Annotated in this window: 21 protein-coding genes, 1 other RNA gene and 1 pseudogene; 13 read left to right on the forward strand and 10 right to left on the reverse strand. The window is 48.2% G+C overall.

Translation table 11 applies throughout. The features are described from left to right. Positions 1–102: 102 nt before the first annotated feature. The 7 genes from LVQ77_RS22370 to LVQ77_RS13120 all read right to left on the reverse strand — a co-directional run bounded on the left by LVQ77_RS22370 (position 103) and on the right by LVQ77_RS13120 (position 6909). Positions 103–489 carry a helix-turn-helix domain-containing protein gene (locus tag LVQ77_RS22370; RefSeq protein ID WP_370645034.1) on the reverse strand — a complete coding sequence of 129 codons (387 nt, stop codon included), beginning with the start codon at positions 487–489 and terminating at the stop codon, positions 103–105. A 49-nt stretch (positions 490–538) separates the two neighbouring features. Next, positions 539–2176: a tyrosine-type recombinase/integrase gene (locus LVQ77_RS13095; RefSeq protein ID WP_232904644.1), complete on the reverse strand. Its 1638-nt coding sequence runs from the start codon at positions 2174–2176 to the stop codon at positions 539–541. A gap of 49 nt (positions 2177–2225) precedes the next feature. Then, an RNA gene (gene rnpB, locus LVQ77_RS13100) (RNase P RNA component class A) lies at positions 2226–2604 on the reverse strand. Positions 2605–2646: 42 nt separating this feature from the next. Next, entirely contained in the window at positions 2647–3792 is a 1146-nt protein-coding gene (gene garK / locus LVQ77_RS13105) for a glycerate 2-kinase (protein ID WP_232865623.1), read from the reverse strand. A gap of 59 nt (positions 3793–3851) precedes the next feature. Beyond that, complete coding sequence (gene garR, locus LVQ77_RS13110) at positions 3852–4742, reverse strand: 2-hydroxy-3-oxopropionate reductase (protein ID WP_232865624.1); 891 nt, start codon at positions 4740–4742, stop codon at positions 3852–3854. A 27-nt stretch (positions 4743–4769) separates the two neighbouring features. Next, positions 4770–5540: a 2-dehydro-3-deoxyglucarate aldolase gene (gene garL, locus LVQ77_RS13115; protein WP_232865625.1), complete on the reverse strand. Its 771-nt coding sequence runs from the start codon at positions 5538–5540 to the stop codon at positions 4770–4772. Between the two features lie 37 nt (positions 5541–5577). Further along, positions 5578–6909: an MFS transporter gene (locus tag LVQ77_RS13120; RefSeq protein WP_232904645.1), complete on the reverse strand. Its 1332-nt coding sequence runs from the start codon at positions 6907–6909 to the stop codon at positions 5578–5580. 376 nt (positions 6910–7285) lie between these two features. Here LVQ77_RS13120 and garD point away from each other — a divergent pair, with 376 nt between their 5' ends. Beyond that, positions 7286–8857: a galactarate dehydratase gene (gene garD, locus LVQ77_RS13125; RefSeq protein WP_232865627.1), complete on the forward strand. Its 1572-nt coding sequence runs from the start codon at positions 7286–7288 to the stop codon at positions 8855–8857. 146 nt (positions 8858–9003) lie between these two features. Here garD and LVQ77_RS13130 read toward each other — a convergent pair whose 3' ends face one another. Next, the gene (locus LVQ77_RS13130) at positions 9004–9933 is read right to left on the reverse strand and encodes a LysR family transcriptional regulator (protein ID WP_232865628.1); all 930 of its coding nucleotides are present in this window, start codon (positions 9931–9933) and stop codon (positions 9004–9006) included. Positions 9934–10065: 132 nt separating this feature from the next. Here LVQ77_RS13130 and LVQ77_RS13135 point away from each other — a divergent pair, with 132 nt between their 5' ends. Together LVQ77_RS13135 and LVQ77_RS13140 are read left to right on the forward strand one after the other, a co-directional pair. Continuing rightward, on the forward strand, positions 10066–11460 hold the full coding sequence (locus tag LVQ77_RS13135; RefSeq protein ID WP_232865629.1) for an MFS transporter: 1395 nt from the start codon (positions 10066–10068) through the stop codon (positions 11458–11460). 294 nt (positions 11461–11754) lie between these two features. Beyond that, positions 11755–13620 carry a 3'-5' exonuclease gene (locus LVQ77_RS13140; RefSeq protein WP_232904646.1) on the forward strand — a complete coding sequence of 622 codons (1866 nt, stop codon included), beginning with the start codon at positions 11755–11757 and terminating at the stop codon, positions 13618–13620. Positions 13621–13802: 182 nt separating this feature from the next. Here LVQ77_RS13140 and LVQ77_RS13145 read toward each other — a convergent pair whose 3' ends face one another. Then, a complete protein-coding gene (locus LVQ77_RS13145) occupies positions 13803–14612 on the reverse strand; it encodes a DeoR family transcriptional regulator (RefSeq protein WP_232865632.1) in 810 nt (269 codons plus the stop codon). 251 nt (positions 14613–14863) lie between these two features. On the opposite strand from LVQ77_RS13145, the gene kbaZ reads away from it, so the two are divergent. From kbaZ to LVQ77_RS13195, 10 genes and pseudogenes are all read left to right on the forward strand, one after another. Continuing rightward, positions 14864–16156, forward strand: coding sequence for a tagatose-bisphosphate aldolase subunit KbaZ (kbaZ, locus tag LVQ77_RS13150; RefSeq protein WP_232904647.1), 1293 nt, complete (start codon positions 14864–14866; stop codon positions 16154–16156). Between the two features lie 27 nt (positions 16157–16183). Beyond that, positions 16184–16246, forward strand: a pseudogene (locus LVQ77_RS13155) (PTS N-acetylgalactosamine transporter subunit IIB); the annotation flags it as partial. 174 nt (positions 16247–16420) lie between these two features. Continuing rightward, positions 16421–16855 (forward strand): PTS galactosamine/N-acetylgalactosamine transporter subunit IIA, encoded by a 435-nt coding sequence (agaF, locus tag LVQ77_RS13160; protein ID WP_232865634.1) that lies wholly within the window; start codon positions 16421–16423, stop codon positions 16853–16855. A gap of 25 nt (positions 16856–16880) precedes the next feature. After that, on the forward strand, positions 16881–17048 hold the full coding sequence (locus LVQ77_RS13165; RefSeq protein WP_370639860.1) for an amidohydrolase family protein: 168 nt from the start codon (positions 16881–16883) through the stop codon (positions 17046–17048). A gap of 303 nt (positions 17049–17351) precedes the next feature. Next, positions 17352–18506, forward strand: a complete 1155-nt coding sequence (locus tag LVQ77_RS13170) for an SIS domain-containing protein (RefSeq protein ID WP_232865635.1) — start codon at positions 17352–17354, stop codon at positions 18504–18506. A gap of 12 nt (positions 18507–18518) precedes the next feature. After that, positions 18519–19391, forward strand: a complete 873-nt coding sequence (gene kbaY / locus LVQ77_RS13175) for a tagatose-bisphosphate aldolase subunit KbaY (RefSeq protein ID WP_232865636.1) — start codon at positions 18519–18521, stop codon at positions 19389–19391. A gap of 184 nt (positions 19392–19575) precedes the next feature. Then, on the forward strand, positions 19576–20052 hold the full coding sequence (gene agaB / locus LVQ77_RS13180; RefSeq protein WP_232865637.1) for a PTS galactosamine transporter subunit IIB: 477 nt from the start codon (positions 19576–19578) through the stop codon (positions 20050–20052). A 56-nt stretch (positions 20053–20108) separates the two neighbouring features. After that, a complete protein-coding gene (gene agaC, locus LVQ77_RS13185) occupies positions 20109–20912 on the forward strand; it encodes a PTS galactosamine transporter subunit IIC (RefSeq protein ID WP_232865638.1) in 804 nt (267 codons plus the stop codon). Beyond that, positions 20902–21693 (forward strand): PTS galactosamine transporter subunit IID, encoded by a 792-nt coding sequence (agaD, locus tag LVQ77_RS13190; RefSeq protein ID WP_064540490.1) that lies wholly within the window; start codon positions 20902–20904, stop codon positions 21691–21693. The genes agaC and agaD overlap by 11 nt, the downstream gene beginning before the upstream one ends. A gap of 57 nt (positions 21694–21750) precedes the next feature. Continuing rightward, positions 21751–22485 carry a galactosamine-6-phosphate isomerase gene (locus tag LVQ77_RS13195; protein ID WP_232904648.1) on the forward strand — a complete coding sequence of 245 codons (735 nt, stop codon included), beginning with the start codon at positions 21751–21753 and terminating at the stop codon, positions 22483–22485. Between the two features lie 85 nt (positions 22486–22570). On the opposite strand, the gene LVQ77_RS13200 is transcribed toward LVQ77_RS13195, so the two are convergent. After that, positions 22571–23194 (reverse strand): hypothetical protein, encoded by a 624-nt coding sequence (locus tag LVQ77_RS13200; RefSeq protein WP_232904649.1) that lies wholly within the window; start codon positions 23192–23194, stop codon positions 22571–22573. Positions 23195–23232 lie beyond the last annotated feature (38 nt).

Here is a 23232-nt window from a genome sequence, read left to right on the forward strand (position 1 = left end):
GCAAACGGTGAATAAAGGCCATAGCGGCCCGCTGGCGCTCTCTTTGGGCGTCATTTTGATGTGACCGTTTATGCAGTCATCTCGTCAGTATTGGTGTACGGCTTACGCGTACTCTGTATAGAAGCTCTGCCCGCACGCAGGGCAATGCTGAGGCCTGTCCGGGAGGAACCGGAACCAGCGAGTTACCTCGGAGCGTCCGAAAGTCACTCCCGCCAAACTGTTGACCTCAAGCGCCGTCAAAGCCCGATAAGCTGTGGATAACGGGAGATCGACGTATCGTGAGACCATCTCAGCAGTAACAGGGACATCGGTTGTGCTCAGGTAGTGCAGGACGTTGATCCTTGGGGTTGTCGCGCGTAGGTCAACGGTATTCAAGAGTGTTGCCAGTTTGGTACGCTCTTCATCGGTGGGAGATGTGAAAGCGGCTGGCGTGGGCGTTACATACATTATGCTCCTTATGGCAGTGGGGAGGGATTTCACCCTACCCATTGATTTTACAGCATTTACTTTGAAAAGTCAACCTTTTTGAGAGGAATTCTCATTTGAACCAATCAAAACTGTTAACAACCGGTAGTAAATCAGAAACAGTGAATCGGTGGGTGTAACGTTGCGTCTGCCCTATGTTTGAATGCTCATGACCAACCACCTGTTGCACAAGTTGTGTGTTGTTAGTCTTCTGCACTTCGGTGATAAAAGTGTGGCGTAAACTATGTACGATACGTCGGCTTTTGTAGTCGTCCATATAATCGATATCCAACGTCTCACGTATAACATGGAAAATGCGAGTAAGTTGCGTACTGTTAGTTATTTCAGGAAAGAGCTTTTCACCTGCCGCTTTACCTTGCACGTATTTTAAGAAACCCATCTCAACGAGACGAGGCGCGAGGGGAACTTGTCGCGTCCCGGCATCCGTTTTGCTGTCTTCTATCATGATATAGTGCCACTGGCTGTCGTCATCAAAGCGGATATCCGATACCGTCAGTTTCGATATCTCAGCACGTCTGGCACCGGTGTATGACAGTAACAAGAACACCCATTTCTTCCAGTCTTCAAGTGTCGTGAAGTGCTCAACCAGCCTTCGCATCTCTGTACGGCTATAGTTGCCATAACTCTTGCTTTGAGCTTCGTATCTGACTTTATCCGTTGGCGCTCTATCCAGCGCTCCGATTTCCACGGTTAAGTAGGTGGAAAACAGACTCTGACAAAGTTTCAGATAATCTCTAACTGTCTTGCTCGATATGAGATCGTCATCAGGAATTTCATCCAGATCGAGACATTGCTGGATCGTCATTTTGTTGTATGGCTTCTTGTTTTGACGTGGCAGTCCTTCAACTACTTCGAGCAAATTTTTAATATCGCGTCGGTTGATATCTGTAACTGATGTATCAGCTCCCAGCACCGCTTTAATCACCTCGAAATATTTTTCGTTACCCTGCCGGATCTGCGGCTTCCAGTCGGATTTAAATCTGACAAACCCTTCCCACGCTTGAGAGAGCGTAATGGCGGGTATCAATTGTTCTTGGGGTTTCTCTGCTGGAATGGAGGCATATTCGCGATCTGGACGCATAGAACTCAAGATCTGACGATAATCAGAATTGCGGTTCTCCATAAAGGCTAAGTGTGCATCGCAATAATGTCTCCAGAGAAGATCGTACTCTGAGGCCAAATAATCTATTTCATCCTCCATGCCCGTAAGATCAAACTGGCTGCCAAGTTGTTCAATGACTGAATCTGTCGACATCGGTTCAACATCTTGTTTGAAGGTTCCATCAAGCAGTTGTCCGAAATGAAATGCGTTGCTTTTCTCTTGGGCTAATGAACCTGATTGTCGCAGAGTGCTACGTACTGTTGAGGGAATTTTCTTTGCAGCGTCGTAAAAACCTGCCTGAATTTTAAGCAAATAACTATCAATATCGTTTTGCTCTAACTTCTTCATTTTCTGCACTATATCCATTAATAGCGTTGGTTCCATCTTGGACGATTTTACAAGAGAAATGAATATTGAAAGTCGAGAAGAAATGAATTTTGCTCTGCTGGCAGAATCGCAGCTAAGAGAAGCGCGAAAGAAACGTCCTGCTGGTAATCTGAAATGAAGACTGTAGCGGTTGCCACGCTTGAGGATATTGGGGATGGAACAACCGTTGGTGTGCCTCTTCTGTATCACAGTCTGTGTCACATTTTCACCTTTAAAGGCCTGAGACACACCAACGTATTGTTTTTAAAGAAGTCGAAACTGACCGATAAGCCGGGTTCTGTCGTGGACAGTCATTCATCTAGGCCAGCAATCGCTCACTGGCTCAAGCAGCCTACCCGGGTTCAGTACGGGCCGTACCTTATGAACCCCTATTTGGCCTTGCTCCGGGTGGAGTTTACCGTGCCACGGACTGTTACCAGCCGCGCGGTGCGCTCTTACCGCACCCTTTCACCCTTACCTGATCCCGCTTGCGCGGGCCATCGGCGGTTTGCTCTCTGTTGCACTGGTCGTGGGTTACCCCCCCAGGCGTTACCTGGCACCCTGCCCTATGGAGCCCGGACTTTCCTCCCCTCCGCCCGTCTCCTTCCGAAGAAGGACGACGACGAAGCGGCGACTGTCTGGTCAGCTTCGGCGCGGATTATAGAGGGTTTGCCCCTCCATGTCACGCATGCTTAACGAGTGATGTTCATCCCAATCTCAACGGTTGCCGCAATATCACGCGAAGCACGGTAAATATTATCGAACGCATTTTTCAGCGCTTCTTCCAATGTGCCGATACTATTGAGCACGCTAAACACGGCATCAATGCCGTACTGATGAACAATAGCAACATCACTGGTCAGCGAGCCGGCAATCCCAATCACGGGTTTGTGGTACTTTTTGGCGACCGCAGCCACGCCCACCGGGACTTTGCCGCGGATACTCTGACTGTCCATACGCCCTTCACCAGTCACCACCAGCGAACAATCGTGAATATGTTCTTCAAGGCGCAGAGCTTCAGTCACTATCTCGACTCCACTACGCAATTCCGCGCCGAGAAACGCCATCAATGCCGCGCCCATGCCGCCCGCCGCACCCGCTCCAGGGGCATTTTTCACATCGATGCGTAAATCTTTTTTAATCACATCAGCAAAGTGAGCAAGATTAGCGTCCAGCTCAAGAATCATCGCTTCATCGGCCCCTTTTTGTGGCCCGAACACACGTGAAGCACCGTTGTCACCAATTAATGGATTCGTCACATCACAGGCAACGTTAATCACGCAGTCAGCCAAACGGCTGTCGAGACCTGACATATCAATGCTGTTCAGGCTCATTAAACTGCCACCACCGTGACTAATTTCTTTACCGACTGCATCAGACAGTTTCGCGCCCAGCGCCTGCACCATGCCCGCTCCACCGTCGTTAGTTGCGCTGCCACCGATGCCGATAATAATGTTGCGCGCACCGTTATCCAGAGCCCGTAAGATCAGCTCACCAGTACCGTGCGAAGTCGTAATTAGAGGATTGCGGTTCACGATTGGCACCAGTGCAAGCCCACTGGCTTCAGCCATTTCGATAAACGCGGTTTTACCGTCACCGGACATACCCCAATATGCTGTAACTGGCTCGCCCAGCGGCCCGGTCACCGTAGTGGTGATTTTCTTGCCTTGTGTTGCACTGATCATGGCATCGACCGTACCTTCCCCGCCATCCGCAACCGGGACCGATATATATTCCGCATCAGGAAATATTTCGCGGAAACCTTTTTCAATGGCCTTAGCCACATCAACCGCCGAGAGGCTTTCTTTATAAGAGTCGGGTGCGATTACGATTTTCATAATGTGTCCATGCCAAAAAAGTGCCGAGAAAATCGGGCACCGAGAGGTGCCCATCTCTTTTATTTGCTGACTTCTACTTTCGCCAGTTTTTCGTAGTAGCACGCGATTGCGCTGTGGTCGTCGTTACCATGGCCGTCTGCACGCAGCGCCTGCATCATTTCCATTACGGCGGCGGTCAGTGGCAATTGAGCGCCAACACCGTGGGAAGTATCCAGCGCATTTGCCAGATCTTTAATGTGCAGGTCGATGCGGAAACCTGGCTTGAAGTTGCGATCCAGCACCATTGGCGCTTTTGCTTCCAGAACGGTGCTGCCCGCCAGGCCGCCACGAATCGCCTGGAATACCAGTTCAGGATTCACGCCCGCTTTGGTTGCCAGTACCAGCGCTTCAGACATCGCAGCAATGTTCAAAGCTACAATCACCTGGTTTGCCAGTTTGGTAACGTTACCCGCACCGATATCACCGGTGTGCACCACGGAACCGGCCATGGATTTCAGCAGGTCGTAATACTTGTCGAAAATTACTTTGTCGCCGCCAACCATCACAGACAACGTGCCTTCGATCGCTTTTGGCTCGCCGCCGCTCACCGGCGCATCCAGCATATCGATGCCTTTTGCTTTCAGCGCTTCGCTGATTTCGCGGCTCGCCAGCGGAGCGATGGAACTCATGTCGATAACCACAGTGCCTGGCTTCGCGCCTTCAATAATGCCGTTCTCACCCAACGCCACTTCTTTCACGTGTGGGGAGTTTGGCAGCATGGTGATAATCACATCGCACTGCTCGGCGATATCTTTCGGTGTTGCAGCAGTTTCTGCACCGGCGGTGATAAGTTCAGCAATCACCTCGGGATTACGGTCGGCAACCACCAGGGAATAACCGGCTTTGATGAGGTTTTTACTCATTGGTTTGCCCATGATGCCCAGGCCAATAAACCCAACTTTCAGTGTCATAATTCAGTCTCTCTCTTTAGGTGGTAGTTATTTTTTAAAAGAATCAGCCAGTTTCTGTGTTGCCGCGCGGAAGCAACCTAAGTCGCTACCGACGGCGACAAAGGTCGCACCCCATTCCATATAACGGCGCGCATCGGCTTCAGCTGGTGCCAGAATGCCGGCTGGTTTACCGTGCGCTTTAGCGCGAGCAAAGATGTGTTTGATGCATTGCTGCACGTCCGGGTGTGAAGCATTACCCAGATGGCCTAATGCCGCAGCCAGGTCGCTTGGCCCAACGAAAATGCCATCCACACCGTCGGTTGTAGCGATGGCATCAACGTTATCCACGCCCTGCTGGCTTTCGATTTGCACCAGAATCGTGATGTTCTTGTTGGACTGCGCGAAGTAATCCGGCACGGTGCCAAACATATTGGCGCGGTGTGAAACGGACACGCCACGAATCCCTTCAGGTGGATAGCGGGTTGAAGAGACCGCCAGCACCGCCTCTTCCTGAGTCTCAACAAACGGAATCAGGAAGTTATAGAAACCGATATCCAGCAGGCGCTTGATGATCACCGGGTCGTTGGTCGGTGCGCGAACTACAGCGGCACTTTCACTGCCTTTTAACGCCATCAATTGCGGAATAAAAGTGGAGATATCGTTTGGCGCATGTTCGCCATCCAGCACAATCCAGTCGAACCCGGCCAGGCCCAGCACTTCGGTGCTGATTGGGTTTGCCAGCGCAGACCAGCAACCTATTTGAATCTGATTTGCCGCCAGCGCCGCTTTGAATTTATTGGGGAAAACATTGGTATTCATCTTTTGCCCTTATTTATCAGGTTATCTGTTGCGTTAATTACTTCTGCAATTCCATACGTTTAATGTCACCAACTACGAACAGATAACAAACCATTGCCATCAGCGCCGAACAGCCTACGAAGATCAGCGCTGCATTAAAGGAGTGAAGTTCAGAAACCAGGTAACCAATCACCAGTGGAGTCACGATAGAAGCAACGTTACCGAACACGTTGAACACAGCACCACACAGGCCAACCATCTCTTTTGGTGCGGTGTCGGCAATAACCGGCCAGCCCAGCGCGCCAAAACCTTTACCGAAGAAAGCGAATGCCATCAGGGTGATAACCAGAGCCGTGCTTTCGGTGTAGTTACAAAGAATGATGGTCGAAGCAAGTAGCATCCCGAGAACAATCGGTATCTTACGAGCAACGGTCAGTGAGTAACCGCGCTTGATTAACGAATCAGAGAATACGCCACCCAACACACCACCTGCGAAGCCACACAGCGCCGGGATTGAAGCAACCATCCCTACTTTCAGGATCGACATGCCTTTATCTTGCACCAGGTAAATCGGGAACCAGGTCAGGAAGAACCAGGTAATGGTGTTAATGAAGTACTGACCGAAGAACACGCCCAGCATCATACGGTTAGTCAGTAACTGTTTGATGTAATGTAGTTTTGGACCTTCAACCACGGCACCTGGTTTTTTGTGGTCCATATCAACCACTGCGCCGCCTTGAGTGATGTAATCCAGCTCTTCTTTTGACATACGCGGGTGGTCAGTTGGGTTATGGATAAACTTCACCCACAAGAAGGTCAGCACAAAACCGATGCCGCCCATCACGGTAAACACATGCTCCCAACCCCATGCGAAGGTAAGCCAGCCGAGTAACGGAGAGAACAGCGCCAGCGAGAAATATTGTGCAGAGTTAAAAATGGCTGAAGCGGTGCCGCGTTCTTTTGTCGGGAACCAGGCCGCAACAATACGGGCGTTTGCCGGGAATGACGGCGCTTCGGAGAAGCCGAGCATAAAGCGCATGAAGAACATGGAAATGCCCGCATAGGCCAGCGGCACCATGTCGACAAAGCCTTGCATGAAGGTGAACAGCGACCAGAAGAACAAACTGTAGGTGTAAACTTTCTTTGAACCGTAGCGGTCAAGCAGCCAGCCGCCAGGGATTTGCATCAGCAGGTACGCCCAACCAAATGCGGAGAAAATATAGCCCATTGAGATGGCACTGAGCTGTAATTCTTTAGCAACTTCAGTACCCGCAATAGAGAGTGTGGCGCGATCGGCGTAGTTAATCGTCGTCACAATAAAGATAATTAATAATATTAAGTATCGGGTGTGCTTCCCTTTTTTTGCTTCCACAGCTGTATCTAACATCATTTTCTACATCCTCTGTTGCGGGTACTTAATTCAAGGATTTTTTATTTATATAAGCAGTATTTCACGAATATATTTTCGGGATAATACTGCTCTCTGAAATTAACCTGGTGTTTGTCATTCGCAACACAGTATAGCCAGCACAGAACAAATGGACATTAGGCATACGCCCAATAGATAACACTTTAAAAGCCAAATAATTAAACTTATGCACATGTTTGTGGGGTGTATTGCACAATTTCATAGATAACCCTGCCTGGTGGGCAATGCCTCGCAATATAAAGTGATCTCGCTCACATTTTTATTTCTCACGGCCTGACATTCTTTATTTAGCTTGTGAGAAGTCACGATTAGAAAAAAATTCTGGAGAATAGCGGCAATGTCGAATATTGAAATTAAACAACAACCCCCTGGTTCTTTTTATATAAAAGTTCATGAGACAGATAATGTCGCTATTATTGTTAATGATAATGGGCTGAAAGCTGGCACCCGTTTTCCGGATGGATTAGAACTTATCGAACATATCCCGCAAGGGCACAAAGCCGCACTGGTTGATATTCCGGCACATGGCGAAATTGTTCGTTATGGCGAAGTGATTGGCTACGCGGTACGTGATATTCCACGCGGTAGCTGGATTGACGAATCATTAGTGGAATTGCCAAAAGCGCCACCGCTCCACACTTTGCCATTAGCCACGAAAGTACCTGAGCCACTGCCGCCACTGGAAGGTTATACCTTTGAAGGTTATCGCAACGCCGACGGCAGCGTCGGCACCAAAAACCTGCTTGGCATCACCACCAGCGTGCATTGCGTTGCAGGTGTGGTCGATTACGTCATCAAAATTATTGAACGTGATTTGCTGCCGCGCTACCCGAACGTTGACGGCGTGGTCGGTCTCAATCATCTGTACGGTTGCGGCGTGGCGATCAACGCCCCTGCGGCAGTCATTCCTATTCGCACCATCCATAACATCTCTCTGAATCCGAACTTTGGCGGTGAGATTATGGTCATCGGCCTGGGTTGCGAAAAATTGCAGCCAGAGCGCCTGCTGGAAGGCACCGATGACGTGCAGTCGATTAATGTTGGCGATGCCAGCATTGTGCGTCTGCAAGATGAACACCACGTCGGCTTTAAATCGATGGTCGATGACATTCTCAACGTTGCTGAGCGCCATCTGGTCAAACTGAACCAACGTCAACGCGAAACTTGCCCGGCGTCTGATCTGGTTGTCGGTATGCAGTGTGGCGGCAGCGATGCGTTCTCCGGCGTAACCGCGAACCCAGCTGTGGGCTACGCTTCTGACCTGCTGGTGCGTTGTGGTGCAACGGTGATGTTCTCTGAAGTTACCGAAGTGCGTGATGCTATTCACCTGCTAACACCGCGTGCCATCAACGAAGAAGTGGGTAAGCGCCTGCTCGAAGAGATGGAATGGTATGACAACTATCTTGATATGGGTAAAACAGACCGCAGCGCCAACCCGTCGCCTGGCAACAAAAAAGGTGGCCTGGCAAACGTGGTGGAAAAAGCACTCGGTTCAATTGCTAAATCAGGCCAAAGCGCCATTGTTGAGGTGCTTTCCCCAGGGCAGCGTCCAACCAAACGCGGCCTGATTTTCGCCGCAACACCGGCGAGCGATTTCGTTTGCGGCACCCAACAGGTGGCATCCGGCATCACGGTGCAAGTGTTCACGACCGGTCGCGGTACGCCATACGGTTTGTTGGCAGTTCCGGTGATTAAAATGGCCACCCGTACCGCACTGGCCAACCGTTGGTATGACTTAATGGATATCAACGCGGGCACTATCGCCACCGGTGAAGCGACCATTGAGGACGTCGGCTGGGAGTTGTTCAAATTTATTCTTGATGTGGCGAGTGGCCGTAAGAAAACGTTCTCGGATCAGTGGGGATTGCATAACGCGCTCGCCGTTTTCAACCCAGCACCAGTGACCTGATACCCATAATACTTCAAGCTGCAGATGCGTTGGCTGCACCCGTGCGCCCCGGTCACATAGTTTACTATGCTCCCGGGGTCTTACGGCTTGGCCGCCTTTCTGCAACTCGAATTATTTTGGGTATTCTTATTACGGCAATGATTGCCTCACCCTGGCACTTTCTCGCGGCAAACCTTCAACACTAACTGCCGTAGCCAGCGATGTGCCGGGTCTGCTTCCGAGCGCGGATGCCACATTAAAGACACCGTAATCTCATTGGTTTTCACCGGCAGCTCAAAAACATAAAGCCTCGCCTCCCCTGAATTGCCATTCAACCCCGGCTGGTTCAGCAGGAATGTAGCTGGCACCAACGCCACTAAATCCGATGCCTGAGCCACCGCAATCGCCGCGGGAAACCCCGGCACCATTGCCGCAATTTTGCGTTGTAAATTCATCTCTGTCAGCAGCACATCAACCGGTCCAGTTCCTCGTTCATGACGGGAAACCACCACATGCCCCAAATCGGCATACTTCGCAGCAGTAATATCATCCTCTTGCTCAAGCGAGTGGCCTTTTCGTACCACGCCGACAAACTTATCCCGATAAAGCGCCGTTAATCGTATTTCTGGTCCCATCTCTCCAGGTACACCGATCTCAAGATCGATTAAACCTTCACGCAGGTACTTTGCTGTTTTCTCTGGTTTGGGCATAAAGCGCAGTTGGACCAACGGCGCAACGGCGGCTACCGCAGCAATCAACGCAGCACCAAATATCTCAATAAATCCGGCGTTAGTACGCAGGGTAAAACTGCGCTCAAGTGTTGCAAGATTAAAAGCATCCGATGACGGGCGCAGTATCGCGCGGGCTTCAAAGACGGCATTTTGCGTGCGCTCGCGGATTTCTTCCGCATAAGGAGTCAGCACCATATTACGCCCAGCCCGCACCAGTAGCGGATCGCCAGTGGTGTCGCGCAGGCGGCTTAGTGTTCGGCTCATTGCCGAGGCACTTAACCCCAGACGACGCGCAGCCCCTGCCACACTTCCTTCGGCCAGAAGCACATCAAGAGCAATAAGTAAGTTCAGATCGGGTTCAGTCATAAACTCAATAGTAGCGCGCACGTTGAAATGAGAGAAGGCGTTTGGTGCAGGTTATTAATGCAAATGCTGCACCTTCCGCCTTATCTCCAGTGCAGCTATATTTCTGGCACACCCAAGCGAGAGAATTAAAAAATGGCACTATTTTCCGACCAGCCAGGCGATGAAGGTTTGCCGGGCCGTGAGCGTGGCTTAGCGATGGCCGCCGTCATGACCATGACGACCATGGCCGTGTTTGACGGCTCGATGATCAACATTGCCTTGCCGCAAATCGCCCGCTCACTCGATGCTTCATTGGGTGCCACCGTCTGGGTTTCCAACGGATATTTATTATCAGCGGCGATGACACTGGCGATATTTGCCGCCCTGTCCAGCCGCATCGGATTTCGCTCGATTTTCGCCTTCGGTCTTGGCCTTTTCACGTTGGCCTCTGTGGGATGTGCGCTCTCATCCTCACTGGATATGTTAGTTATCATGCGGGTTTTGCAGGGTATTGGTGGTGCGGCAACATTAAGTATTGGCCCGGCGATACTGCGCTCAGTTTTCCCCAATCGCCTGTTGGGGCGAATACTTGGCCTCAATGCTCTGCTGATTGGCACTAGCACTGCCATCGCGCCGATTCTGGGAGGCACGATTCTTTCCACGTTGAGCTGGCAATGGTTGTTTGCGATTAATATTCCGCTGGGCATTATCGCTTTATTACTCACGCTGCGTGTTATTCCCAATAACCCGGCGTTAAAACGCGAACCATTCGATTATGCCGGAGCCTTACTTTCGGCAGTTGCGTTAGGCGCATTGATTATGGCCGCAGATGCATTTACCCATCCCGGCAACGGTGACCTGACCACTGCTGTGATTTTCGCGAGCATCGCGATTCTCACCGGCCTTGCATTTATCTGGGTTCAGCAGCGCGTGACTAAGCCATTGCTTCCGCTCAATATCTTTGCCTCTTCACGGTTCTCCTTGGCAGCACTCACTTCGCTGGCCTCCTTTGTCAGCCAGGGCATCACGTTCATTGCCCTGCCTTTCCTGTTTCAGAGCGTTTACGGTTACAGCGCACTGGTTTCAGCACTGCTTTTCACACCGTGGCCCATCGGGATTATTCTCGCGGCTCCCCATGCCGGACGCCTTGCAGACCGATATTCAGCCGCAATAATCTCAACAGCAGGGCTGTGTATCTTCGCCATTGGCCTGACATTGCTGGCTATGCTTCCGGAACACGCTCAAGCGTGGGATATCTGTTTGCGCAGTTTGATTTGCGGGATAGGTTTTGGCTGTTTTCAAAGTCCAAACAACAAAGAAATGTTGTCCAATGCCTCGCGGGAAAACAGCGGATATGCATCCGGTGTTCTGGCAATCATGCGCACCTTCGGGCAGTGCCTGGGCGCCGCGTTTGTCGGTGTGATGATGTCGATTTATGCGCAAAACAGCGCCGTGCATTTCAGCTTGTGGATGGCGGTGGTTGCGACGGTGTTAGCTATTGCGCTGAGCGTGAGTCGACTGCGGGGATATAAGTTGTCGCAGGCTTAGGTAAAAATGCCATCCACTACGTTAACAATTAAAACTATTTCTACCGCCATTTCTACCGCCAGGGTGGTGGAAGAAATGGCGATCTAACCGCTGGCACATTTGTTTAATTTGTGGTGAAGATCTGGAGTGGAGAAACGCCGATGGATCCCCACAAGAAAACCTAAAATTAATATATCGTTACTTCCATATGTTGTTTTTATGATCTACCTCCTGATATTCCTTTTTTCTTCTGAAAGAACTCCACATTTGCTTATAATGATTTACTTTCAGGATGTTACAACCCAAAGGAATAGTATGGCCAAGTTAATTCCCTCTCTAAGTAGTTGCTCAGGAAAAATAACATCTGGAGAAAAAAGACTCGGCAGGAAACTGGAGTCCACTCTTTCCGATAATTGTCTCTGTTGGTATGACGTATGGGTAGGCAGTAAAACGCAGAAGCGCTATCCAGATTTTATTGTGCTCAATCCCGACAGGGGGATGTTCTTTTTGGAGGTGAAGGACTTGAAAATTGACAATATCAAAGAGATAGACAAGCTAACGGTAAAGTATTTACGTAATGAACGTTTAGAGTCCTATGGCAATCCCTTAGAACAAGTCAGGCAATACGCTTATACAGCTATTAATACACTTGCCTCAGATAATCAGCTTGTTTTCCAGGAAGGGAAATACGCAGGAAAGCCACTATTCCCTTATGGTTATGCCGTGTTTTTCAGCTTTATAACCCGTAAGCAACTGGATGCGGCTTTAACAATTGAGGAGCAAAATAATGTATTGCCTCCTCACATGATTATTTGCAGTGATGAAATTAATGACCCTGCATTATTAGCAACAAAACTTTGGAATAATCTGCCATATTCACTTAAGGATAGTTTATCAACAGAGCAAGTTGATCGTGTGCGTTGGCATATTTATCCTGAAGTGCGACTTAACCACTCCCAAATGGATTTACTTGAAGATTCAGCTCTTTCCTCAAGTCCCCGCACTGTACCCGTTCAGGTTGCGGAAATGACGAAAGTGATGTCTATCCATCAAGAAGACTTAGCCAGAAGCATGGGGAATGGACATCGAATTATTCATGGTGTTGCAGGATCGGGTAAAACAGTAATATTACTTTATCGTTGTTTATATCTTGCTGAAGAATTAACGACGCCTATTTTAGTCGTCTGCTTCAATGTCACATTGGCAGCTAGTCTGAGGGGAAGGATTACTGCAGCCGGATTAGGCAACCGAGTTGAAATAGTGCATTTTCATGGCTGGTGCAAAAACCAATTCTCGAAAGCTAATTTAAAATCGGACCCAAGCAGAAAAGCCTATGAGCAGCATGTCGAAGATGTAATTGCAGAGGTTGACCGTGGTGGTATTCCAACTCAGCAATATGGTGCCATTCTCATTGATGAAGGCCATGACTTCAAGCCTGAATGGTTATCCCTGTTATCGAAAATGACAGATGCAGAAAATGGGCATTTACTCTTCCTTTATGATGATGCTCAAACTATTTATCAGAAAAGTGGCACGCTTGATTTTTCGCTGGCAAGTGTAGGGATTCAGGCGAAAGGAAGAACACAAATCCTTCGTATAAACTATCGCAACACCAGAGAGATATTATCCTTCGCCTATAACTTTGCTGGTGCCCACTTAAAAAGCAAAAATGAAGGCGAACATTGTTTTATAGATCCAGAAACCGCAGGTACCACAGGTGAGCCACCTGAGCTTCAGATTTTTTCATCTCAAATAGAGGAAGGAAAATATGTTGTTCAATGGATCAAATCCCAAAAAGAAAAACTTAAATCATGGAACGATATTGCCATTATTTGCACAACCCATCAGGATGGGGATTATTTTGAAAGAGTGCTTAAGGAAAATGATATTCCTCATGCACATCTCAGGGACTCAAACAGCAAGAAAAATTATAATCCAGTAAGCGATGTCATTTGCATTGTCACGATTCAGAGCAGCAAAGGACTTGAATTTAAAGCTGTAGCAATGGTGGGTTCCAGCCATATTACTGGTAAAGATGAAGATCTCACCGATCATGTTCGCAGATTGTATGTCGGTTTCACCCGCGCAACTAAAAATCTCCTTGTAACAATGCATGAGAAAAATAGCCTCAGTCAATTGATTGAAGATGGCTTTGAATTATGTGAAGACATGGATAATTAGATACAAATAAGAGGTATAAATCGAAGTGCGGTGCCGGCGGTTATTAACGATTTTTCATCATATGCCGTATATTAACAATATTCAGAGCTGCATTAGTATGCAGCCTGAATAACTGGAGAAATTGTTAATAAAATCAGTTAGTTTCCATTCCCATGCTCATCGCCCCCTAACCCGATTAGCTTTTATTCCCCAACCAATACCACTTCAATGCCGCCTTTACGCAGACCATTCAGGCTCTCTTCAGGAATACCTGCATCCGTGATAACCATATGAATGCGTTGGGTATCAATGATTTTATGCAGGCTGGAGCGATTAAATTTACTGGAGTCCGTGACCACGATAATACGCTCGGCCACTTCACACATCCGGCGGTTTAGACGCGCTTCATCTTCGTTATGGGTACTAACACCGCGCTCAAGATCGATGGCATCAACGCCCAGAAACAGCATGTCGAAGTGGTAGTTTTGCAAAGATTGATCGGCCTGATCGCCATAAAATGACAACGACTGGCGGCGCAGGTGCCCACCGGTCATCAGTAACTCCACCCCTTCAGCTTCAAGCAGCGCATTCGCCACGTTCATGCCGTTGGTCATCGCAATCACTTCCTTATGGTGGCGCATATAACGCGCAATCTCATAAGTGGTGGTACCTGAGTCAAGAATGACGCGATGGCCTGGTTTGATGAGATCCGCCGCTGCAAGCGCAATGCTGCGCTTGAGCGAAGTATTCAGAGAGCTTTTATCCTCAACGGTCGGTTCAACCGCAGCAGTTCCCGAATCGCAAACTAGCGCCCCGCCATAAGCTCGCACCGCAACGCCCTGCTTTTCCAGAAAAGCCAGATCGTTACGGATCGTCACCGTCGAGACACCAAAAAATGATGATAGATCATTAACCTGCACGCTTCCTTGTTGACGAAGACGCTGAATGATCTGCTCACGCCTTTCACTTGTACCTGTTACACGCTTGTCCGTTGCTGCGTCGGTATTATTCATACATGATCCTTTCATAAAACCTTTCGTTTCATTTCACTTCGTCTATTAACACCTTTCTTTTCACGGAAAGCAAGCCTTTACATCGCGTGCTGCATTCACTGCCATTGTGTCAAATAGCCTTTCATTATGTTTCTTTTGCGAAACAGATCTCAATTCCATTATCTTTCGTTTTGTTTTTATCGCACGATACACCACTATTAAATGAAACAAATCGAAAGACAAACAGATAGCCAACCCATACGGAGAGGAAAGTGAAACATTTAACCGCGTTTGTGGCCGACCATAAACAGGATTCACGATGTGGCATTTTTGCCGTTTGTTCTGCTCACCCGTTAGTTCTCGAAGCGGCGATGCGCCATAGTCGGGACGAAAAATCTCTCTTATTAATAGAAGCAACTTCCAATCAGGTCGATCAATACGGCGGCTATACCGGAATGACACCGGAACACTTCCGTAGTTTTGTCGAACAAATGGCAGATAAATACCACTTCCCACACGAGCAACTCATTCTGGGGGGCGATCACCTTGGTCCGAACCGTTGGCAGGCTCTGCCCGCAGAAGAAGCCATGCGTAACGCGGACGAGCTCATCCGTTGCTATGTCGCGGCAGGTTTCAAAAAGATCCACCTCGATTGCAGCATGTCTTGCGCAGATGACCCGGTTCCGTTGACCGATACCATTGTTGCCATGCGTGCCGCACGGCTTGCAAAGATCGCAGAACAAACCTGTATTGAAAAATTTGGTGCTTCCGATTTGGTTTACGTTATCGGTACTGAAGTTCCAGTCCCTGGTGGCGCGCACGAAACCCTGGCAGAACTCGCCGTCACTACACCACAGGCCGCAAAAACAACGCTCGAAGCTCATCGCCATGCGTTTGAATTACAAGGTTTGAGCGACTTGTGGCCACGCATTATCGGGCTGGTTGTCCAGCCAGGCGTAGAATTCGACCACACGCAGGTTATTGATTACCAACCTGAGAAATCACTTTTCTTAAGTCAGATGATTGAAGCCTTCGACACCATGGTGTTTGAAGCGCACTCCACCGATTACCAGACGCCACTAGCCTTGCAGCAACTAGTGCAGAACCACTTTGCGATTCTAAAAGTCGGCCCAGCACTCACCTTTGCACTGCGCGAAGCGCTGTTTTCACTGGCTGCTATCGAACGTGAATTACGCCCGGCTCACAAATGCTCCGGCCTGCGGGAAGTGCTTGAAAGCGTGATGCTTGAGCAACCTGAATACTGGAAACACCATTATCACGGCAATGACAGCGACCGCCGACTGGCGCGCGGTTACAGCTACTCGGATCGCATTCGCTATTACTGGCCGGATCATGACATTGATGAGGCGTATTCAGATCTTGTCACTAATTTGGCAGGTGAATTTATTCCTTTGCCATTGATCAGTCAGTATCTGCCTCTTCAGTACGCCAGGGTCCGTGAAGGAAAAATTTCAGCCACACCGCATGAGCTGATTATCGACCATATCCAGGACGTGTTGCACCAGTACCATTGCGCCTGCCAGAGCGCACAGCCAGCGAACTAAACCCAACATAATAAGAGGGGAAACAACATGCCAAACATTGTATTAAGCCGCATTGATGAGCGACTGAGCCACGGCCAGGTTGGTGTTCAATGTCGACCAGCTAATGCCCCCCTTCTTACCATTGGTTTATAATTTGTGCATGTCCGCGCTGGTTCGCGGCAGCTTGAGTGCTATACGTCTTATTGATTTTACGGTTGTGTTGGGCATTGTCGGAAAGTTTGCTCCCCTCCTATAAGTGATGACTTGTAAAAGAGAGAAAACAATATGTTAAGCATTATTCTTAGTGGCCACGGTGGCTTTGCCTCCGGGCTGGAAAAGGCGATGAAGCAGATTCTTGGCGAACAAGAGCAGTTTATTGCTATCGATTTCCCTGAAACCTCATCAACTGCAATACTCACATCACAGTTTGAAGACGCCATTGGCGCATTAGATGAAAGCGATGGGCTGGTGTTTTTAACCGATTTGCTTGGCGGTACACCGTTCCGCGTGGCTTCAACCCTGGCATTACAAAAACCTGGGCGTGAAGTGATTACTGGTATCAATCTGCAACTCCTGCTGGAAATGGCGCTAGAGCGCGAAGGCTTATCCAGCCAAGAGTTTCGTCTGCAAGCACTAGAGTGTGGTCATCGCGGATTAACCAGCCTGGTGGATGAAATGGGGCGCCACCGCGAAGCTGAGGCGGTAGAGGAAGGAATATGAGAACACGGTTGCAAGTCTGCCGCCCTTGAGTGAAGCCGCTGTTCACATGGCTTCACTACACCCCGCAAAATTACTGGGGTTAGATAGCAACCGAGGTTCACTCGCCGTGGGCAAAAGTGCCAATCTGCTTGCACTGAGCTCACAGCTTTTGCTGCACAGCATCTGGATTTACAGCCTACCGTCTCCTTTGTAGTTCTTTCATTACACCTCTCTTTTATCTGCCGTCACCTGATCGACAGACCTTTCTTTTCCTTTCTTTTTTAATTTATCAGCACTACCCTCTTTTATGTTAATACATATAAATCAACAGGTTGTATTAAACCAACCGTTCACTAGATCACATTTTTCGTTTTATTGTTTTTCTTGCATTGACCTTTCGTTTTCTTTTATATAAATTTTATTCAAGCATTAAATTGAGTAAATGAAACAAAACGAAAGATTGTCCTTTTCTGTTTTGTGCTACTTCCCATGATCTTGCACTGCTAAGGACTGAGTTATGAGCGAAACCCAATCTGCCTGTCTTTCCGGCACAACAACCTGGACTGAAAAAGAGATCCGTCAACAGCCAGAAAGCTGGATCCGATCGCTAAAAAATATCGATACGTTACGTAGCAACATCAACGCATTTCTTGAGCCTTTGCTGCAAAACACCTCACTGAAAATTATCCTGACGGGTGCAGGAACCTCCGCATTTATTGGCGAGATTATTACGCCGTGGTTATCACGCCACACCGGGAAAAACTTTGTTGCAGTCCCTACTACCGATCTCGTCACCAATCCGCTGGACTATTTAACGCCAGCTCAGCCCACATTGCTGGTTTCGTTTGCTCGTTCCGGCAATAGCCCGGAAAGCGTGGCTGCAGTGGATTTAGTTAACCAGGTCGTCAGTGACTGCTACCACCTGGTCATCACCTGCAATGAAGCCGGAAGCCTGTATCAAAACGCTCAGACAGGTAGCAATGCACTAGCGTTATTAATGCCCGCAGAAACTCACGACCGTGGCTTCGCCATGACCAGCAGTATCACCACCATGATGGCAAGCTGCCTGGCCGTGTTTGCACCGGATGTTATCAACAGTACCACTTTCCAGGATGTGGCTGACCGCTGTGAAGAAATCATTACTTCACAGGGTAATCTCAGCGAAAGCGTGTTTGGTGATTTGCCTTTCCGCCGGGTTGTCTACCTCGGCAGTGGCGGTTTGCAAGGTGTAGCGCGTGAATCCGCACTGAAAGTTATGGAACTCACGGCTGGAAAACTGGCGGCATTTTATGACTCCCCTACCGGGTTCCGCCATGGCCCTAAATCACTGGTAAACAAAGAAACGTTAGTTGTGGTCATGGTTTCAAGCCATCCATACACACGCCAGTATGACCTTGATTTGCTGGCTGAGTTGCACCGTGACCAACAAGCTCTTCGCATAGTCGCTATCTGCTCCTCACCTTGCGCGGAAGTGGAAAAAGGGCCACACATCTGGCTATCACCTTCCCGCGATTTCATCGACGTCGAGCAGGCTTTTTGTTTCCTGATGTATGCGCAGATTTTCGCGCTCACGGAATCAATCAAAGCCGGTATTACCCCTGATTCGCCTTCTGCCAGCGGCACGGTAAACCGTGTTGTGCAGGGTGTGATTATTCATCCGTGGAAAGGCTGAGAGGATAACAACATGAGTATTATTTCCACTAAATATCTTCTGCAGGATGCACAAGCTCGGGGTTATGCCGTTCCCGCATTCAATATTCACAACGCAGAAACTATTCAGGCAATTTTAGAAGTCTGCAAAGAAATGCAGTCACCGGTGATTCTTGCGGGTACCCCAGGTACCTTCAAACATATCGCTTTTGAAGAGATTTATGCATTATGCGAAGCCTATTCTGAAAGCTACGACATGCCACTGGCACTGCATCTTGATCACCATGAATCGCTCGCCGATATCAGCCACAAAGTAAATGCGGGGGTGCGTAGCGCTATGATCGACGGCAGCCATTTCCCACTTGCAGAAAATGTGCATCTGGTGAAATCAGTGGTTGATTTTTGCCACCGCCATGATTGCAGCGTGGAAGCAGAGCTAGGCCGCCTCGGCGGTGTGGAAGACGATATGGATGTCGACGAAGAAAGCGCCTTCCTGACCGACCCACAAGAAGCACGCCGTTTCGTCGAACTCACCGGTATCGATAGCCTCGCGGTTGCCATCGGCACGGCACACGGGCTTTATACCAAGCGCCCAAAAATTGATTTCCAGCGCCTGGCTGAAATTCGTGAAGTTGTGGATATTCCGCTGGTTCTGCATGGCGCAAGCGATGTGCCGGACGAATACGTCAGACGCGCCATCGAACTGGGTGTGTGCAAAGTAAATGTCGCAACCGAACTAAAAATCGCCTTTGCTGACGCGGTGAAAAAATGGTTTGCCGAGAATCCGGAAGGTAACGATCCCCGCTATTACATGCGCGTGGGAATGGATGCGATGAAAACTATTATCAGAAATAAAATTAATGTTTGTGGCTCTGCACATAAATATGCCACAGAAAATCCGAAATAATATATTTTTTTAATTGAACAAAACCGCCCATTATTTTAATTTGAAAACAATTAAATCCGTTTTTAATTAAACAATTATTACCGGGAGAAAAAATCTTTTTCATTCAATGAATTATGAAAAAAACAATAACTCAATAATATTCTTACGTAACATTAATGGAATAATCACGACAGGAATTTAACTTATGAGTAACCCAAACATTTTATTAACACGCATTGATAATCGACTGGTACATGGCCAGGTAGGTGTCACCTGGACATCCACCATTGGTGCAAACCTTCTTATCGTCGTTGATGATGAAACCGCAAACGATGATATCCAGCAAAAATTAATGGGAATGACAGCGGAAACTTACGGCTTTGGCATCCGCTTCTTTACCATTGAAAAGACGATAAATATTATTTCCAAAGCTGCGCCACATCAGAAAATATTTCTGATCTGCCGTACTCCCTCCACCGTTAGGAAGTTGGTTGAAGGTGGCGTCCTCCTCAAAGATGTCAACGTTGGGAATATGCATTTTTCTGAAGGGAAAAAACAGATCAGCAGCAAGGTTTACGTCGATGAACAAGACCTGGCAGATCTCCAGTTTATTCAGAAAAATCACGTCAATATTTTTATCCAGGATGTGCCTGGAGATCAGAAAGAAAATATTCCCGGATAATAAACGATTTTAACCATCGTTATTTACAGGGTTTTTATCTGGACGAGGAATTTTAAATGCATGAAATAACATTAATACAAGGGCTATCGCTTGCAGCCTTAGTTTTCTTCTTAGGGATAGATTTTTGGCTGGAAGCACTTTTTTTATTCCGGCCAATAATCGTCTGTACTTTAACGGGCGCGATTCTTGGTGATATCCATATTGGCCTGATTACTGGCGGTTTAACTGAACTGGCATTTGCGGGCCTCACGCCTGCAGGCGGTGTGCAACCTCCGAACCCCATCATGGCGGGGTTAATGACGACAGTAATTGCATTTTCTACCGGTGTTGACGCCAAAACTGCAATCGGCCTGGGCCTGCCATTCAGCCTACTCATGCAGTATGTCATTCTATTTTTCTATTCCGCATTCTCACTTTTTATGTCGAAAGCGGATAAACATGCCAGAGACGGTAATACTGCTGCATTCTCACGTCTAAACTGGACGACAACATTGATTGTCGCAAGCTCATACGCCGTGATTGCTTTTTTATGTACCTATCTTGCCCAGGGCGCGATGCAATCGCTGGTTAAGTCAATGCCCGTCTGGTTGACCCACGGTTTCGAAGTCGCTGGCGGAATACTACCGGCTGTCGGTTTTGGTCTCCTGTTGCGCGTGATGTTTAAAGCCAAATACATCCCTTACCTGATCGCCGGTTTCCTGTTTGTTTGCTACATCCAGGTAAGCAATTTGCTCCCTGTTGCGGTACTGGGTGCAGGCTTTGCCATCTATGAATTCTTCAGCGCCAAAGCCAAAAAACAATCTGAATTACAACAAGAAATGAAAACTCCTGAAGAAGAGGATTACAGCAATGGAATCTGAAATTACTAAAAAAGACATCACCCGCTTAGGTTTTCGCTCTTCTTTGCTACAAGCGAGTTTCAACTACGAAAGAATGCAGGCAGGCGGTTTTACCTGGGCCATGCTTCCGTTGCTGAAAAAAATCTATCGGGATGACAAAGAAGGCCTCAGTGCCGCCATGAAGGACAACCTGGAATTTATCAACACCCACCCAAACTTCGTTGGCTTTTTGATGGGGTTACTCATTTCGATGGAGGAAAAGGGGGAAAACCGTAGCACCATTAAAGGGTTGAAGGTTGCACTTTTTGGCCCTATTGCCGGGATTGGCGACGCCGTTTTCTGGTTTACCTTACTCCCTATTATGGCGGGGATTTGCTCTTCTTTCGCCAGCCAGGGCAACATTCTTGGCCCGATTCTATTTTTCATTGTCTATCTGGCTATCTTTTTCCTGCGTGTCGGCTGGACGCACATCGGCTATTCGGTGGGGGTAAAAGCCATTGATAAAGTGCGAGAAAACTCGCAGATGATAGCCAACTCCGCCACCATTTTGGGGATTACTGTTATCGGCGGGTTAATTGCCTCTTATGTGCATATTAACGTAGTGACCGCTTTCGCTATCGATGCCACTCATAGCGTCCATTTGCAGCAGGATTTCTTCGACAAAATATTCCCCAATATTTTGCCAATGGGCTACACCCTGCTGATGTACTACTTTCTGCGCGTGAAAAGAGCGCACCCAGTGTTACTGATTGGAGTGACATTTATTCTTTCTATTGCGGCTTCGGCTGCGGGAATTTTGTAACCTCACAGAGCGTGCGACGCACGCTCGTAATGGCACTAATGACAGAGGGAGCATCAAATGGACGCAATGGCTTTCCATCGTTGCGCTGATTATCAAGCGCTCAGCGAAAAGGCAAGCGAGTGCCTAATCAGAGCGATAACACAGAATCCGCAGGCGACAATTTGCCTCGCGACCGGCGGTACACCGCTGCTCACTTATTCAATGTTTGTCAGTAAAGTGAAGCAACGCAATATTGATATCAGCCAGATTACGTTTGTTAAGTTGGATGAATGGCTCAATATCCCGCTCAATACCAATGGCACTTGCGAGACATTCTTACAAACCCATATCATCCAGCCGCTAAATATCGCCCCCGAACGTTTCATCTCGTTTCGTTCACAGAATGTCGATGATAAGGAGTGTCAGCGCGTTATCGAATTGATTACCCAGAATGGTGGGATTGATTTGTGTGTACTGGGGCTGGGTAAAAATGGCCATTTGGGGCTCAATGAGCCAGGTGATTCATTAGAACCGGCTTGCCATATTACCGTGCTCGATGAACATACCCGCCAACATGCAATGATTAAAGATTCAGAGCAGCCAGTTGAGCGTGGAATAACATTAGGATTACGAGAGATAATGGCGGCTCGCGAAATCTTATTTCTGGTCGCAGGCGAAGGGAAACAGTCTGCATTTTCAAAATTGCTGGAAAAAAAGGTGAGTTGTCAGACTCCATCTTCCTTCTTATGGATGCATCAAAACGTTCATTGCCTGTACGACAGTACACGCTTCACACAAGAACTTGAAAATTAAGGATCAATCCTGCCCAAGCAGATTGAAGATTTAAGCAAACCTCTTTCCAAGTCGGGTAATCGTCGTATTACCCGACTTGGGAAATTCATTCAGCCGCTCGTTCAGCCACCAGCACTATACCTCGGCGGGATTCATCGGGAGCAAGACTCCAGATTTCTGACTCGGGAATACTTTCACAGTCGTAACGGGTGCGTTCACCGTCATAAGGGTAAAAACGCCCGCTTTCCGTATCAAGGATAAATACATCAATTTTTTTAGACACCCTGGCGATGCGTTTCCAGATATTCTGACCGCCAATATATTGATCATGATCGCTCATCAGGATCGGTCCCTTTTCAACGATCAAATGCTCATAAAGCGTTGTCGCTACTCGGGTATCTTGCACAGATCTATCAACCACAACACCCTCAACCTGCAAAACTGCTTTAGATTCCCAATAGCGCTTAACCGCCAGAATAGATTCATTCTGGTTCGTGCTTTTACGCGGAATCAAATCCAGTTTAGCGGCGACAAGATGGCGCAATTCACCATTTTCTTCCTGTGAGGGTTCTGCATAAACAATTGCCGCAGCCGTTTTATCTTTTCGCAGCACAATCAATGCAGGCACACCAAGAATATCGGTAGTGCCGGACACATCAAATGCTCGCTCAAGAGCGGAAGGGCTATAGCTGATAGGGTAATTTGAATATCCCTGATACAACACCGGCATAATTTGCTCATCCTGAACAGACTAAAGTATGAGCAAAC

Origin of the sequence: Buttiauxella cochleicola, assembly GCF_021282435.1 — a bacterium.
GTDB classification, from domain to species: Bacteria; Pseudomonadota; Gammaproteobacteria; order Enterobacterales; family Enterobacteriaceae; genus Buttiauxella; species Buttiauxella massiliensis.